The sequence below is a fragment of the Streptomyces boluensis genome, assembly GCF_009908195.1.
Taxonomy (GTDB): domain Bacteria; phylum Actinomycetota; class Actinomycetes; order Streptomycetales; family Streptomycetaceae; genus Streptomyces; species Streptomyces boluensis.
This window is the reverse complement of the sequence record NZ_JAAAHS010000031.1, coordinates 1-15,110: the sequence shown is the minus strand read 5'-3', so window position 1 is coordinate 15,110 and position 15,110 is coordinate 1. Positions and strand designations below refer to the sequence as shown.

The 15,110-nt window shown below is 72.2% G+C and carries 14 protein-coding genes; 8 read left to right on the top strand and 6 right to left on the bottom strand.

The annotated features are described in order from the left end of the window. Positions 1-39: 39 nt before the first annotated feature. Positions 40-900 carry an alpha/beta fold hydrolase gene (locus GUY60_RS06915; RefSeq protein ID WP_161694873.1) on the top strand — a complete coding sequence of 287 codons (861 nt, stop codon included), beginning with the start codon at positions 40-42 and terminating at the stop codon, positions 898-900. A gap of 146 nt (positions 901-1,046) precedes the next feature. Here GUY60_RS06915 and GUY60_RS06910 read toward each other — a convergent pair whose 3' ends face one another. After that, the gene (locus GUY60_RS06910) at positions 1,047-1,706 is read right to left on the bottom strand and encodes a bifunctional DNA primase/polymerase (RefSeq protein WP_161694871.1); all 660 of its coding nucleotides are present in this window, start codon (positions 1,704-1,706) and stop codon (positions 1,047-1,049) included. Between the two features lie 290 nt (positions 1,707-1,996). Between GUY60_RS06910 and GUY60_RS06905 the strand changes: the two genes are divergently transcribed. Both GUY60_RS06905 and GUY60_RS06900 read left to right on the top strand, forming a co-directional pair. Beyond that, positions 1,997-3,385, top strand: coding sequence for an NsdA family TPR-like regulatory protein (locus GUY60_RS06905; RefSeq protein WP_161694869.1), 1,389 nt, complete (start codon positions 1,997-1,999; stop codon positions 3,383-3,385). A 166-nt stretch (positions 3,386-3,551) separates the two neighbouring features. Continuing rightward, positions 3,552-5,504 carry a hypothetical protein gene (locus GUY60_RS06900; protein WP_161694866.1) on the top strand — a complete coding sequence of 651 codons (1,953 nt, stop codon included), beginning with the start codon at positions 3,552-3,554 and terminating at the stop codon, positions 5,502-5,504. 22 nt (positions 5,505-5,526) lie between these two features. On the opposite strand, the gene GUY60_RS06895 is transcribed toward GUY60_RS06900, so the two are convergent. After that, positions 5,527-6,849, bottom strand: a complete 1,323-nt coding sequence (locus GUY60_RS06895) for an ABC transporter substrate-binding protein (protein ID WP_161694864.1) — start codon at positions 6,847-6,849, stop codon at positions 5,527-5,529. 171 nt (positions 6,850-7,020) lie between these two features. On the opposite strand from GUY60_RS06895, the gene GUY60_RS06890 reads away from it, so the two are divergent. Then, positions 7,021-7,467 (top strand): SCO4402 family protein, encoded by a 447-nt coding sequence (locus GUY60_RS06890; RefSeq protein WP_161694908.1) that lies wholly within the window; start codon positions 7,021-7,023, stop codon positions 7,465-7,467. A gap of 85 nt (positions 7,468-7,552) precedes the next feature. Next, positions 7,553-8,428: a formyltetrahydrofolate deformylase gene (purU, locus tag GUY60_RS06885; protein ID WP_376771171.1), complete on the top strand. Its 876-nt coding sequence runs from the start codon at positions 7,553-7,555 to the stop codon at positions 8,426-8,428. A gap of 72 nt (positions 8,429-8,500) precedes the next feature. On the opposite strand, the gene GUY60_RS06880 is transcribed toward purU, so the two are convergent. Both GUY60_RS06880 and GUY60_RS06875 read right to left on the bottom strand, forming a co-directional pair. Next, positions 8,501-9,745: a zf-HC2 domain-containing protein gene (locus tag GUY60_RS06880; protein ID WP_161694904.1), complete on the bottom strand. Its 1,245-nt coding sequence runs from the start codon at positions 9,743-9,745 to the stop codon at positions 8,501-8,503. A 62-nt stretch (positions 9,746-9,807) separates the two neighbouring features. Beyond that, on the bottom strand, positions 9,808-10,389 hold the full coding sequence (locus GUY60_RS06875) for a sigma-70 family RNA polymerase sigma factor (RefSeq protein WP_161694862.1): 582 nt from the start codon (positions 10,387-10,389) through the stop codon (positions 9,808-9,810). Between the two features lie 464 nt (positions 10,390-10,853). On the opposite strand from GUY60_RS06875, the gene GUY60_RS06870 reads away from it, so the two are divergent. Beyond that, positions 10,854-11,228 carry an STAS domain-containing protein gene (locus tag GUY60_RS06870; protein ID WP_161694860.1) on the top strand — a complete coding sequence of 125 codons (375 nt, stop codon included), beginning with the start codon at positions 10,854-10,856 and terminating at the stop codon, positions 11,226-11,228. A gap of 59 nt (positions 11,229-11,287) precedes the next feature. Then, the gene (locus GUY60_RS06865) at positions 11,288-12,571 is read left to right on the top strand and encodes a DUF1266 domain-containing protein (RefSeq protein WP_246234400.1); all 1,284 of its coding nucleotides are present in this window, start codon (positions 11,288-11,290) and stop codon (positions 12,569-12,571) included. 56 nt (positions 12,572-12,627) lie between these two features. Here GUY60_RS06865 and GUY60_RS06860 read toward each other — a convergent pair whose 3' ends face one another. Next, positions 12,628-13,101, bottom strand: a complete 474-nt coding sequence (locus GUY60_RS06860) for a hypothetical protein (RefSeq protein ID WP_161694858.1) — start codon at positions 13,099-13,101, stop codon at positions 12,628-12,630. Between the two features lie 351 nt (positions 13,102-13,452). Between GUY60_RS06860 and GUY60_RS06855 the strand changes: the two genes are divergently transcribed. Next, on the top strand, positions 13,453-13,971 hold the full coding sequence (locus GUY60_RS06855) for an EF-hand domain-containing protein (RefSeq protein ID WP_161694855.1): 519 nt from the start codon (positions 13,453-13,455) through the stop codon (positions 13,969-13,971). Between the two features lie 21 nt (positions 13,972-13,992). Here GUY60_RS06855 and GUY60_RS06850 read toward each other — a convergent pair. Beyond that, positions 13,993-15,110, bottom strand: a 1,118-nt coding sequence (locus GUY60_RS06850) for a class I adenylate-forming enzyme family protein (protein ID WP_161694853.1), incomplete at its 5' end; no start/stop codon positions are given.

Genomic DNA, 15,110 nt, shown 5'->3' with positions numbered 1-15,110 from the left:
ATCGGCGAACGCGGGCCCGTAGCGAGGGGGTGCCAGGACATGGTGCGGCGCATCGACGTGAGTGGGGCGGGCGGCACACGGCTGGCCGCCTGGGAGTTCACCGACCCACCCAAGACCCGGGAGGCCGAGCAGGCGCCCGGCGTGCTGTTGCTGCACGGGCTGATGGGCCGGGCCTCGCACTGGGCGGACACCGCCCGCTGGCTCGCCGAGCGCCACCGCCCGGTAGCCCTCGACCAGCGCGGCCACGGCCAGAGCGACAAACCTCCGCAGGGGCCGTACGACCGGGAGGCCTATGTCGACGACGCCGAGGCCGCCCTCGTGCAGCTCGGCCTCGCCCCGGCCGTGCTGATCGGGCACTCCATGGGCGCCCTCACCGCCTGGCAGCTGGCGGCCCGCCGGCCCGACCTGGTGCGCGGCCTGGTCATCTGCGACATGCGGGCCTCCGCGCTCGGCGCCGCGTCGCAGCGCGAGTGGACGGACTGGTTCAAGGCCTGGCCGCTGCCCTTCGCCACGCTCGCCGACGTCCGCAAGTGGTTCGGCGAGGACGACCCCTGGGTGGAGCGCCCCAACCCCGCCCGCGGGGAGTTCTACGCCGAGGTGATGACCCACTCCGAGGACGGCTGGCGCCCCGTCTTCGACCCCGAGCAGATGCTCACGAGCCGGGCGACGTGGGTGTACGACGCGCACTGGGAAGAATTGGCCCAGGTGCGGTGCCCGGCCCTGGTCGTGCGCGGACTCGACGGCGAGCTGGGCCGGGCCGAGGCCCAGGAGATGGTCCGCGTCCTGCCCCGCGGGAGGTACGCGGAGGTGCCCGACGCCGGACACCTCATCCACTACGACCAGCCGGACGGCTGGCGCACCGCGATCGAACCGTTCCTGGACGGCGTCCTCATCGGCTGACCGCGCCCAGGACCTCCGGCAGGCGGGAGGGGCCCGGGCGCGGCCAGTCTCAGGCCGCCCCGTGTGTCCCGCGCGTCCCTCGCGACGATGCGGAGCCCGCCCCCTCAGGGGGCGGGCTCCGCAGGTCACGTCCGCGCGTACAGGCCCTACGCGTGCCGCTCCCGCCCGCACGCGTACGCCAGCGGGCTGACCACTTCCTCGACGTCCGGCAGCCAGCGGTTCGCGGGGGTGGGGCGGCGGGCCCACTGGACCGCGCCGCGGCCGCCGAAGCGGGTCGGCGGCGCCGCCACCCAGTCGCCCTCGCCGAGCGTGCGCAGGTCGAGCGAGGCCGCCGGCCAGCCCAACTTCCGTACCAGATCAGGGGCCTTGGCGGCGGCGCCGGGCAGCACGAAGAACTGCATCCGGCGGTTCGGCGTGAGCGTGACCGGGCCGAGCGCCAGGTCCATCCGCTCCATCCGGGCAAGCGCCAGGAACCCGGCGGTCTCCGGCACGTCGAGGGCGTCGAAGGTGCGCCCCGTCGGCAGCAGGATCGACGCCCGCGGCCGCGCGGACCACGCCTTGCGGGCCGAGGTGGCACTGCCGGTCGCCTGGGCCGCCCAGTCCTCGCGCGCCGGATGCGCGCCGGGCAGCGCGCACGAACGGTCCCCGCAGGAGCAGTGGTCGACGCCGTCCACCGCCTCAAGCCAGGTGCCGGGGAACACGTCCCAGTGCCGCTCTTCCGCGTACCGCACCGCGGTGTCGAGCAGTTGCTCGCCGCGCTGCTGGGGGATCTGCGCGGCTCCGGTGACTCCGATGGTCTCTTCCACGCAGAACTCAACTCCCGCCGCCACCTGGGGTTACGCCCACTTGTGCGCGAGAGCTCCACTGCCGCCGCCGACGGTCCGGCGCATCGTTTCCGCACGCGGGGCGCATGGGTGCACGGCCGGGGGCGCGCACGCGGATCGGCCGCCGGGGTGGGTAGCCAGCTCAAGGGAACCGCGAACCGGCCGTACAGCAGCTATGTCGCGCTATGCCGGAAATTGTTCCGCATTTTCCCGCACCCGATGGGCACTGATCGTCGGGGACGCATTCTTCCGGCGCACACAGGGGGTACGCCATGGCCGCAAGGCCGCTCGTAGCTCGGCAGCCCAATGAACGGCTGCAGTCGCTCATCCAGGAGGCCGGCTGCTCCAACGCCGGGCTCGCCCGCCGCGTCAACATGTGCGGCGCCGAGCACAACCTCGACCTCCGCTACGACAAGACGTCCGTGGCCCGCTGGCTGCGCGGACAGCAGCCGCGCGGCCGGGCGCCCGGCATCATCGCCGAGGCCATCGGCCGCAAGCTCGGCCGCCCCGTCACCATCGACGAGATCGGGATGGCCAACGGCAAGAACCTCGCCTCCGGCGTCGGCCTCCAGTTCTCGCCGACCGTGCTCGGCGCCGTGGAGCAGGTCTGCGAGCTGTGGCGCAGCGATGTGGGGCGGCGCGACTTCCTCTCCGGTTCCACGGTCGCCGCATCCGCCCTCGTCGAGCCCAGCAGGGACTGGCTGATCACGGCGGCGGACACCCAGGTCGCCAGGACCGCCGGGTCCCGCGTCGGCCGCGCGGACGTCGCGGCGGTCCGCGCGATGACCGACTCCCTGGTCCAGCTCGACCACCAGTACGGCAGCGGGCACGTCCGCCCGGTCGTCGTGCACTACCTCAACTCGGTGGTGTCCGGGCTGCTCGCCGGCTCGTACCGCGAGGCCGTGGGGCGCGAGCTGTTCGCGGCCGTCGCCCGGCTCACCGAACTCGCCGGGTACATGGCCGTGGACACCGGTCAGCCGGGCCTCGCCCAGCGGTACTACATCCAGGCCCTGCGGCTCGCCCAGGCCGCCGGCGACCGGGGCTACGGCGGGTACGTACTGGCCGCGTCCATGAGCCACCTCGCCGCGCAGCTCGGCAACCCGCGGGAGATCGCCCAGCTGGCCAGGGCCGCGCAGGAGGGTGCGCGCGGCCGGGTCACGCCGCGGGCCGAGGCGATGTTCTACGCGGCGGAGGCGCGCGGGCACGCCCTGCTCGGGGACGCGCGGACGACCCAGACGGTGGCGGGCCTGGCGCGGGCCGCGCTGGACCGGGCGGACTCGGCGGGCTCGGCGGGCGATGATCCGGTGTGGATCAGGCACTTCGACGAGGCGTATCTGGCCGACGAGCTGGCGCACTGCCACCGTGACCTGGGCCAGGCCGAGGCCGCCGCGCAGGCCGCGCGGGAGTCCGTCGACGGGCACCCCGAGTCCAAGGCGAGGCGCCGCGCGATCGGGCTCGTCCTGCTCGCCACCGCGCAGGTGCAGCAGCGCGAGGTCGAGCTCGCCTGCCACACCGGCACGCGCGCGGTCGAGCTGCTCGGCACGCTCCGCTCCAACCGGGGCGCCGAGTACCTGGAGGACTTCCGGGCCCGGCTCGAACCGTTCCGCGCCGAACCCGCGGTACGCGAGTTCGGGTCCCGCCTGGAGGCGCGGGCGGCGTGAGTCCCGCCACGTCGCCGGGGCGGCGGGTACGGGCCCTTGGCAGGTCACCGAACGGACAAGCGCGGACAAGGGGCGGACAAGGGAAGGTGCTGCGTAGCACCCCTGACGGAGGACCCGGTAGCGTGAGCCGACGATTGAGCAGGTCCCCCCATATGTAGGAGTCCCGGTGACGCAGAGCGGACAGGGCGAGGAGCCGCAGCCCGGTGCGCGGCCCGCGCACGAAGGCGTCGTGCTGCCCGCCGACGGCGGAGAGCCTCTGATACCGGGCACCTACGGCGAGCAGGCGATACCCGCCGGCGGCACCCCGTGGGGGCAGCCCTGGGGCCCCGAGGCACCGCAGGCCGCGCCCTCCTACGGCCAGGGCGACCACTTCGCCCCCGGCCAGGCCTGGGGCCAGGAACCACCCGCCGCCCCGCAGCAGCAGTACGCCCCGCAGGGCCAGCAGCCGTACGCCCCGCAGGGCCAGCAGCCGTCGTACGGACAGGACTCCTCCGCTTACGGGCAGCCGCAGCCGCCCCAGCCGTACGGGCAGCCGCAGCAGCAGCCGTACGAGCAGCAGCCGCAGGCACCCGGATTCCCGCAGCAGCCACAGGCGCAGCCACAGGCGCAGCCGTACGGACAGCCGCAGCAGCAGTCGTACGAGCAGCAGCCGCAGGCCCAGCCGTACGAGCAGCAGCCGCAGGCCCAGCCGTACGAGCAGCAGCCGCAGGCCCAGCCGTACGAGCAGCAGCCGCAGGCCCAGCCGTACGAGCAGCCGCAGCAGCCCCAGCCGTACGAGCAGCCGCAGCAGCCCCAACCGTACGAGCAGTCGCCGCAGGTGCCGGACGGGGCGCTTCCGCCGGTGCAGCCGCTGGGTGCGCTGCCCTCGCAGCCGCAGTCCGGTGACGCGCTGCCGCAGCCGTACCGCTCGCAGTCGGGCACCGCGCTCCCGCAGCAGCACCAGGGCCAGCCCGGTGCCGCGCTCCCGGAGCCGCGACAGTCCCAGCAGGGCGCGCCGCTGCCGCCGCCCGCGCAGGGCGGGGCCCCGCTGCCGCCGACCGCCGACGCCGAGGCCACGCAGTACCTGTCGTCGGTGCCGCAGCCGCCGCAGCAGAGCGCTGAACAGCCCCCGCAGAGCGCCCCGTTGCCCGGCGCGCTGCCGCCGGAGGCGCCCGCCGCCGACTCCACCCAGTTCCTCGGGCGCCAGTCGCCGCCCGGCGCTCCCGGTGGCGGCCCCGACTCCGAGGCGACGCAGTACATCGCGCCGGTCCCGCCCGCGCCCGCCACCGCCCCGTTCGGGATCCGGCCCGGCGCGCCCGGCGACCGGCAGCCGCCCGCCGAGTTCGACAGCCTCTTCCGCAGCGAACCGGCCGGGGGCGGCGCCGACTCCACGCAGCAGATGCCGGCCTTCCAGGGCGCGCAGCCGCAGCCGGGCCCGCAGCAGCAGTTCGCGGGACAGCAACAGTTCGCGGGGCAGCAGCAGTTCGCCGGTCCGCCCGCGCCGTCGTCGCGTCGTACCGGCTCCAAGCTGCCGCTGTTCGCCGCGATCGGCGTCGCCATCGCCGTGCTCGGCGTGGGTGCGGGCGCGCTGATCGCCACGGGCGGCGACGACGAGAAGAAGGACGAGCCGAAGAACGCCGGGGAGTCCGCTCCCGCCTCCCAGAAGCCGTCGCCGACCGCCGACCCGGCCGAGGAACAGGCCGTCGCGCTCGACGCGTTGCTCGCCGAGAGCAACGACAGCCGGGACGCGGTGATCAACTCGGTCAAAAGCATCGAGCGCTGCCGCAACCTCGGCAAGGCGGCCACCGACCTGCGGGGCGCCGCGAAGCAGCGCAACGACCTGGTGACCCGCCTCGCCCAGCTGAAGGTCGACAAGCTGCCGGACAACGCCGCGCTCACCGGAGCCCTCAACAAGGCCTGGAAGTCGTCCGCTTCGGCCGACAACCACTACGCCGCGTGGGCCGACCAGGTGGCCGCCAAGAAGGGCTGCCACAAGGGCAAGCCGCGCTCCACCGCCCACCGTGCCGCCGCCGTCAAGGCCAGCGGCGACGCGACCAAGGCGAAGCAGCAGGCGGCGTCCCTGTGGAACGCCATCGCGGGCGAGTACGGCCTGACGAAGCGCGTCCCGATCCAGCTCTGAGGGGCCAGCTCAAAGGCCTTGGCTACGAGGCCTGTTCGAGGGTCCGCGACACGTCCACGGCGCTCTCACGGGCCGCCACCAGACGGCCGTCGCGGACCACCTGGAACGTGACGTTCGCGTTGACCAGGCGCGGGTACTCGCGCGCCGCGATGGTGTCCTCGAACCGCCAGCTCAGCGTCGGCGTCAGCCCGCCGGTGTCGACCCGGACCCCGTCGTTCAGCGCCCGCGACACGCTCCGGGCGCTCACCTCGCCGTCCCCGAGCGACTCCACGACCTGCCGGAACACGGTGTACGCGATCCACGTCGTCTGCACCCCGGCGTTGGACGGGTCGATCCGGTGGTCCCCGAAGGCCTGCTCCCGTACGACCTGGCGCAGCTTCCCCCAGCGCGCGTCGTCCGCCGCCGGGTACCAACTCGTCACGTACGCGCCCTCGTACGGCCCCGAGGCGCCGCCCGTGCGGTCCACCGAGGTCTGGTCGACGCTGCCGAGCACGGAGGAGATCCGTACCTTCTGGTAGTCCTCCTGGGTGCGCCGGAACGAGTCGAAGAAGCTGTCCGTACGGTCCCCGAGCGCGGCCGTGACACAGCCCTCGCGGGCCTGTTCCGCCGCGCCCGCCTTGCCGAGCGTGCCGGCCACGGAGCGGTCGGCGCCCGCCCCGGCAAGGGCCCGTTCGGCCTGCAGCGTGTAGTCGCCGGAGTCCTCCGCCGCCAGGATGTCCGCCGCGGGCCGCCGCTTGCCCTGCGCGAGGCCGGAGTTGAGCAGCGCGGGCAGCAGGTCCCCGGCGAGCGTGTCGGGCCGCACCAGCGAGACCCGCGCGCACTCCCGCGCCAACTGCCGCCCGTTCCCGGCGAGCAGCGCCACCAGACCCCCGTTGACCGGGTACGACAGCGGGCTGACGAACTCCTCCTCGGCGAGGCCGTACCCGCCGATGTACGGGATGCCCGCGGCCTCCAGAGGGGACAGGAACGCCTGGCCGTGCTGGCTGTAGGAGCCGACCACGGCGGTCACCTTCGCCTTGACCGCGCGCCGGGCGCACTTCGCGGCGCCCACCGAGTCGTTGTGGTCGTTGCAGGTGAGGACCTTGAGCTTGCGGCCGTTCAGCCCGCCGTGGGCGTTCGTCCAGCGCGCGTAGGCCCGCGCGAGAGCGGGCATTCCGGGCACGTTGGTCGCGCGGGTCTTGTCGGGCGCCCAGGTCATGACGACCACGGGCTCCCTGGATCCCCCCGCGCTTCCAGGGAGCGCGCCGCAGCCGACCGCCGACGACGCGACCGCCGCCAGAGCCATCGCCACGAGCGTGGCGGTCTTGAGCGGACGGGAGAGCTGAGGACGTCGCCGGACAGTCATGGTGATGCACCCTTCCGGTCGGTCCCTAACCCTTGAGTGACCTCGGCACAACGGTCGGTGACATCCAGGTGAACTACAGGGGCCGGTCCGGCAGTGCGAAGCGGGAACGTACGATCGGCAATCGTGCAAAGCTCGGAGAAGTCTTCCCGTCGTGGCCGCCGCTCCTCCACCATGGACGGCATGCCTCTGAACGACATGCCGTGGTGGCGCTGGCGCAGCAACGTGCGCTCGGCGCTGCACATGCTCGCCGACCCCGAATTCCAGCGGACCGTCTGGCTCGCCGGCACGGACGGGTACGGGGATGTGACCGACGCGGTCTACCGCCTCGTCGAGGACACCTGGCTCGACAACTGGTCCGCCGAGAAATACGTCGGCACGATCTTCCGGGACGCCCAGGAGGCGGCCCTCGTCGACGCCGCCGTCCTCCGGGTCCTGCGGATCATGCACGAGGTCGGCCCGGACGCGCCGGTCTCCGCGTACCTCGACCACCACGGCTGGGGAGAGGCGGTACGCGCGGCCCGCGACGCCCACGTACAGCTCGCCGTCAGTGACGGTGAGGACCCGGACGCGGCGCCGCAGACCCTCGAGGTGCTGCGGATCCTCACACGGTCGGCCTGAGCGGGCCCGTCCCGCTGTCGGTTCCCCTGCCCGCTCCCCGGTACGCGGGGTCGCGCGGGCGGGTGCGTGTGCGATCCTGAGCCGCATGACCGCACAGCCCGCCGCTCCCGTCGCCGACCAGTACGTCCTCACGCTCTCCTGCCCCGACAAAAAGGGCATCGTGCACGCCGTGTCGAGCTATCTCTTCATGACCGGCTGCAACATCGAGGACAGCCAGCAGTTCGGCGACCACGACACCAGGCTGTTCTTCATGCGGGTGCACTTCTCCGCGGAGGCGCCCGTCACCGTCGAGAAGCTGCGCGCGAGCTTCGCCGCGATCGGTGACTCCTTCCACATGGACTGGCAGATCCACCGGGCGGACGAGAAGATGCGCATCGTCCTGATGGTCAGCAAGTTCGGGCACTGCCTGAACGACCTGCTGTTCAGGGCCCGTACCGGCGCCCTGCCCGTCGAGATCGCCGCCGTGGTGTCCAACCACACGGACTTCGCCGAGCTCGTGTCCTCGTACAACATCCCCTTCCACCACATCCCGGTGACGAAGGAGAACAAGGCCGAGGCCGAGGCGCGGGTGCTCGACCTGGTCCGCGAGGAGAACGTCGAACTGGTCGTCCTGGCCCGCTACATGCAGGTGCTCTCCGACGACCTGTGCAAGCAGCTCAGCGGCCGCATCATCAACATCCACCACTCGTTCCTGCCGAGCTTCAAGGGCGCCAAGCCGTACCACCAGGCGCACGCCCGCGGTGTGAAGCTGATCGGCGCCACCGCGCACTATGTGACGGCCGACCTCGACGAGGGCCCGATCATCGAGCAGGAGGTCGAGCGGGTCGGCCACGAGGTCACCCCGCAGCAGCTCGTCGCCATCGGCCGCGACGTGGAGTGCCAGGCTCTGGCCCGCGCGGTGAAGTGGCACAGCGAGCGCCGGGTCCTGCTGAACGGCCGCCGCACGGTCGTCTTCGGCTGAGCGTCTGCGTCTGCATCTGCTGAGCGTCAGGCCGCTACGTGCCCCCGTCGCCCCCGTTGTCCCCGTCGTCCGCTACATCCGGCTGAGCGAAGCCGCCGCCGACAGCACGTCCCGGATCGCCTCGCGGTCGCCGTCCTGGCCCGCCGCCGCGTCCTGTGGCGGTACGTGACCGGCGGCGAGGCGGCAGAACTCCACGCCGTCCAGGGCGACATGGGCCACTTCGTGGTCCTCGGAGGGCGCGGCGCCCGGTGAGTCGAGCGCGATCAGCCACTCGCCGCCGCCGAGCCCTTCGACCTCGAGGCGCAGGCTGCGGCCCGGCGCGCCCGCGGCGACGAGTTCCTTCGCCGGGGTCGCGAGCCCGGAGCGGCGCCGCTCGGCAAGCGCGGACGGCAGCATCCGCGCCGCGAGGTCGATCATGCGGTGCAGATGTCTGGGCGCGGGCGGTTCGTACGGATAGTCCACCGCGTCCGCGATGTCGCCCGCGTGCACCCAGCACTCGAAGGCCCGGTCGAGCAGCGAGTCCCGCAAGGGCAGCGCGAACTCGCCGTAGGGCACGGCCAGTTCGGAGGCGCCGCCGCCCGCGAAGGACACGGTCCGGATGACGGTGTGGCTCTGCTCCCGCCACGGCAGCCGCACCGCGCGGGTCGGCGGGAACCGGGACGCGTTCCAGTACGCCTCCGTGCGGGCCGTGGGGGAGGGGTCGGCGAGGGCGGTCCGCGCGGCGGTGGGCAGCGGGTCGTCAAGGCCGAGGGCGAGGGCCACCAGGCCGTCGACGGTCAGCAGGTGGGCGATGACCCCGGCGACGGTGGTGCGGCGGTTCACGGGGCGGTCGCCCTCGTACCACTTGAGGCGGACCGGTGCGTGCCACTCGCCGTCGCCGAAGTCCCGCAGCAGCGCGTCGAGTCGGGCGGTCTCCGCGTCGTACGGAGCCGCCCAGTCCGGTACGGGTATGCGCGGGGGCCTGCGGTCGAGGCAGCCGGCGAGCACGCGGGAGCGCAGGCCCGGGTCGAGGTCGAGGCTCTCCTCGGGGTGCAGCAGCCCCACCGCGTCCCGCAGCCGCAGCGCTTCGTCGGCGCAGGCGCCGCAGTTGCCGAGGTGCAGCTCGACGGCGGCGGCCTCCTCGGCGGAGCAGGCGGCCAACGCCCAGGCGCCGAGCAGGGACTTGAGGACCTTGTGGTCGAGGTCGGCGGGCACGGGCGCGGGGGCGCGCGGCGGGTCGGGCAGCGGGCGCCCGGTGTCCTCTATGGAGGTGCGGGGCGGCGGTATGCGCAGTCCGCCGCTCTCCGGGCGCGGATGGTTGCCGTCCCCCGGGCGCATGCCGTCCCCGCGGCCGTCGTCCCGGCCCTCGGGTCCGTCCTCCGGCTCGAAGGGGTCGGCGTTCACAGTGCGCTCCCGTAGCCGGGCGGTGGGGCGGCCGCCGGCCGCTGTTCGTTGGCGGTGGACAGGAGTTGGAGCCCGAGGCGGAGCCGCCGCCGGGCCTCGTCCTCGGTGACGCCGAGATCGGCGGCCGTCTGACGGTAGTCGCGCCGCTGGAAGTACGCGAGCTCCAGGGCGGCGCGGAGCGGGGCGGGCATGGACGTCACGATGTAGTCGGCGCGGGCGGCGACGGAGGCGCGGCGGACCTTCTGCTCCATGTCCTCGGTGGTGCCCTGCCCGCCGTCGGCGAGCGCGGCCGTCTCGGTCTGCCGCAGCCGCTGCACGGCCGCCCGGTGGGTGAGCCCGGCGACCCAGGAGCGCATGGAGCCCTTCTTCGGGTCGTACTCCTCGGGGTTCTCCCATACGTGGGCGAAGACTTCGCGGGTCACGCGGTCCGCCAGGGTGTCGTCGTCGAGCACCCGGTGGGCGAGGCTGTGCACGAGGGACGCGAAGCGGTCGTACAGCTCACCGAGCGCGGCGGCCTCGCCGCGGGCAAGGCGCTGCTGCATCTTGCGGTCCCAGCGGGGCGGTGTGTCCTTCGCCATGAGGCCCCCTCCTGCCGTGTGGCGCGCGACCGTACCTGTGCATGACGAAACGTCTGCACCTCTACACCTCAACACCTCTGCATCACGAACTTCCGTGACCCTCAACGAATGTAGTCGCCCCCACCGACATCGCACCTCGGTTTGCGGCAACGCGGAGCGGAGGGTGGGCGCGGATGGTAGTGATCCGGTCACCCTGCGAAGCGGTATGTACCGAAGTGCGGTGAACGAACCCGCGCGACCTGGACCGAATCGACCCAAATCTGATAGGCCTGCTGGGATATCCGCGGATGGCCTGTTGTTCAGCTGAGGTGTTTTACGCGGCGGTCACGGGGCAGCCGCGAGGGAAGGAAGCGAAATCGGGGCTTCCGGATGCTGCCAGGATGGCTGAAGGTTATGGCTGAGGGTTGTAGACGGAAACCGGAACCGTACGCGGCGTACGAGTGGAACGAGAGGCGGCGTGGCGGATGGCGCTCAAAGTGACCGATGGCGATCAGGGCGGCTGGGCCGTCATACAGGTCAGCGGTGAGATGGACCTGGTGACCTCCCCGATCGTGCGCCAGCGCGTCCACGACGCCGTCGCGGACGGCCGCCGCAGCCTGGTCCTGGACCTCTCGGAGGTCCTCTTCTGCGACTCCTCCGGCGTGGGCGTCCTCATTGCCACCCGCCGCCTCATCCGCTCCTGCCGCGGCCGCCTCCGCCTGATCCTCCCGGCCCAGGGCGCGGAGGACGGCTCCCACGTGAACAGGGTCCTCGCGGCGCTGGGCGTACGGCGGTTGTTCGAGGTCTTCCCGGACTTGGGGGCGGCTGTGGACGAAGGGGCTTCGCCGCTTTCGGCTTAGCCATGTTCGTGGGCCCGTTCAGTAGGCCCGTTCCGTAGCCCCGTTTGTAGGCTGCCGACATGGAACTGGGGAACGGGGCCGGTCCGGGTGTGACGCCGGGGCCGATGGGTGCGGGTGGATTCGGTGGACCGGCGGGGGCGTTCGGGCCGCCGCCGCAGATGGGGCAGGCGCCCGCGGCCTGGCAAGCGCCGACGGACACCGAACAGCGGCTCTACGACGCGAAGATGCGCGGCGACTGGCAGGCGTACTTCGACGTGCTGGCCGAGGTGGACCTCTTCCACGCGATGCCCCGGGCCCTCGCGGAGGCCGAGTCGGCGTCCGGCGGCAGCGGCACCACCTGGACCCCGTACTGGAGCCCGCAGGTCGGACGCCACTGCTTCGCGTTCATGACGGAGGGCGTGCTCGCCGCGCCCGTACAGGATCCGGTCCTGTTCACCACGGACCTGGGCACGATCGCCCGGAACTGGAACGGCGACCCCCGCTGGGTGGCGATCAACCCGGGCACGCCGTGCGAGGCGTACTTCCCCGGCAATCCGCCGCTCTGGCAGTGGCACGCGGACAAGGCCCCCGACACCCCGTGCTGCTCAACAGGCCTGCGTACGCTACGAGTCGGCGCCCCGCTGCAGGGCCCGGTCGCGCACGGCCTTGCCTGCGGAGCACTGCTCGCGGTCAACAACGGCGACCTGTGGAACACCCTGAGCTACCACGGCCACGGCTTCTTCATCGAGCGCAAGCGCCTCGACAAGTGGTGGGGCGTGACGAGCCGCGCCAAGTGGCAGGAGTACCAGGAGGAACTGGTCACCGGCCAAATGGTCAGCAGAACCTGGGAGTTCACCCTCGAAGTCCGCCGCGCCCTGTCCCGACAGTACGGCGGCACGGTCGACCCGACCCTGTGGCGCGAGACGACGGAACGCGTGATGCGCGCCAACGCCTCGGACGCCGGGGAGCCCCCCTCGGACTCCCGCATCGCCGGCGTGAAGCAACTCATCGGTCGCATCACCCGCTACGAGGCCCGCTTCCGCGCCGACGGCATCCTCCCGGAGAGGGGCCAGGTCCGCTCGGCCCTGGCCTGGGACTACGGCCGCGCCCCCAACATGGCCCGCTGGGGCCTGGCTTCGGGCTACTGCGACCTGAGGGAGGCGGAGTCGGCGGTACTCCGCGCGTCCCGTGCGAGCAAGGACGAGTACACGTCGTGGCAGGACTTCGCGGCGGGGTACATCTTGGGGCGGTGCCTGCACTTCGACGAGGAGGAGTTCGGGCACTGGTACACGGACATGTTGGATACGTATCGGTTGCTTATGGGGTCGGCGGACAGTCCTTGGGTGAGCGTTCCTTGGAAGTAGGCCGGAATCCGGTCGGGCTCACAGTTCGATGGCCCGATAAGACAGGGCTCGATCCACTACTTCCTCGGCCTGCCCCACGACGCCGTCGCCCAGTAGATCCACCAGACGGGGTTGATGAAATTCAGCGGGTTTCTTCGGTGCCTGAGGTGCCGTGCCCAGTACGCGTCCTGCTCCTCCACCGACCCGATGCGGTCCGCAGGCGCGTACCCGAGGGTCGGGACCAGGTCGCGTGCCGTGGTGGGGCGCCACCTGGGCAGGACGTACACCATCCACGCCCCGTGCGAGCGGGAAAGGCCGGACGGTCGTACGTCGACGCGGGCGCCGTTGCAGCAGAGCGTCACTCCCCGTGGCGCAAGCTCGGCGCGCATCGTGCGGAGTGCGTGGAACACGTCGTTCCCGCTCGCCTCGCACTCCACTCCGTGCGGCGACCGCAGCGTCAGGTGCCATTGCCCGTCCCCGTGGCGAACCCGCAACGTCCACCTGACCTCGCGCTCCCCGACCCGCACGTGGACCGTATGCGTCTCACTCATGGCCCCCCTGCCATCAACCCCGCGTACGCGAACCCGCACCGTAACCGACAGCTCCGACAGCTCCGACAGCTCCGACAGCCGACAGTCGGACAGGAAGTCACCCCTGGCCCCTCCCGTCAGGGGTGAAACAAGCCACAGCGGATCCGTGCATTCCGTCCGCACGTCGGGGCACGCATCGACATCAGCGACCGCAGGTACTCCGCTGGTGGAGGTCCTGTCGCGGAATTTCTGCGGTCTTGACACAAGCCGGAGCGAAGACGCGGGATTCGGGGCAACCGCACCGTCCCGCGACGTACGCTCCGTCGTGAAGGCACCTAACACAGCGAAACCCACCTGATCAGTGAGGCCGAGATGGACAGCGCAGAGTACGAGCGCAAGATTGCCGCCCGATTCGCGAGCTTCGACCAGGACGGCAACGGCTACATCGACCGCGAGGACTTCAGTGGCGCGGCGAAGGCCCTGCTTGCCGAGTTCGGGACGACCGCTCGGTGTGACAAGGGGCAGGCGCTGTACATCGGGGCCGAGGCGTTCTGGCAGGGCATGGCGGGGATCGCCGATGTCGACGGGGACCAGCGCGTGACGCGCGAGGAGTTCGTGACCGGTGCCGTGAAGCGGTTGCGGGACAGCCCGCAGCGGTTCGCCGAGATCGCCCGGCCGTTCCTGAAGGCGGCCATGGCCGTCGCCGACGAGGATGGCCGCGGTGCCACGCCGAAGGGTGCCGAGCGCGTCCTGAAGGTGCTCGGTGCTGATGCCGAGACCGCGGCAGCCGCGGCCGCCGCGCTCGACACCGACAAGGACGGCCGGATCTCCGAGGACGAGGTCCTGACCGCCTTCGCCGCGTACTTCACCACCCCCGCGCCCGACGCCTGACAGGCACCTCAAGAACAGACATCACGCGTACCGCTCCCGCAGCTTGTACTTGAGCACCTTGCGCAAGGTCTCGTTGCGGGGCAGGGCCTCCACCAGCTCCAACTGCTCCGGCAGCTTGTGGGTGGCGAGGCCCGCCTCCCGGAGGTAGGAAGTGATCTCCGGGAGGGTCAGCAGGGTCAACCCAGCGGCGCCCGCCTGGAGTTCGAGGACCGCACAGACTCGTTCGCCGCGTGACTCGTCCGGCAGGCCGATGACCGCCGCGTCGGCCACCGACGGGTGTGCGTGCAGCAGGTCCTCGATCTCCTTGGCCGAGATGTTCTCGCCCTTGCGGATGATCACGTCCTTCGCCCGTCCCGTCAGGACCAGATGGCCGCTCTCCCGTACGTGGCCCAGGTCGCCCGTGATCAGGAAGCCGCCCGCGTCGAAGGCCTCCGCCGTCTGGGACGGTTCCAGGTAGCCCTGGCAGACGGCCTCCCCGCGCAGCCGTATCTCGCCGTCGACCCCCGCCGGGACCTCCTTGCCGTCCGCGTCCACGACACGGATCTCCATGGCGGCCGGGGGCCTGCCCTCCGTACCGGCCAGGTTCTCCGTGGTGTCGTCGGGGGCGCCCATGGTGATCATGGGGACCTCCGTCATGCCGTAGCCGTGGGTCAGTTGGCAGGCCATCTCGCGTACGACGGCGTGGTAGATCTCGGGGGGTTTCGGGGCGCCGCCGCCGGCCAGTAGGCGGAGGGACGGGATCAACTTGCGGGCCGGGTCCTTGCGTTGCTCCGTCAGGAACATCGAGTAGAACGCCGTCGAACCGCCCGCCGTGGTCACCCCGTGGCGCCGGTAGCCGTCAAGCGCGGCCGGCAGCGCGAACTTCTCGAACAGCACCGCCGGGAAGCCGTACAAGAGCAGCATGACCAGGTAGTCGGGGCCTCCTATGTGCGCGAACGGGAACGCCATCGAGCCCACGTCCGAGGCCGAGAGGCGCAGCGCGTGCGCCAGGCAGGAGCCGCCCGCGATCAGTGAGCGGTCGGTGTGCAGGACGCCCTTGGGGTCGGAGGTCGTGCCGGACGCCGCCGCGACTGACCTGAACTGACCTGACCTGAAGCACCCCCACGGCGTACGCCCCCTCGTCGTCGGCCCTGGCGTCA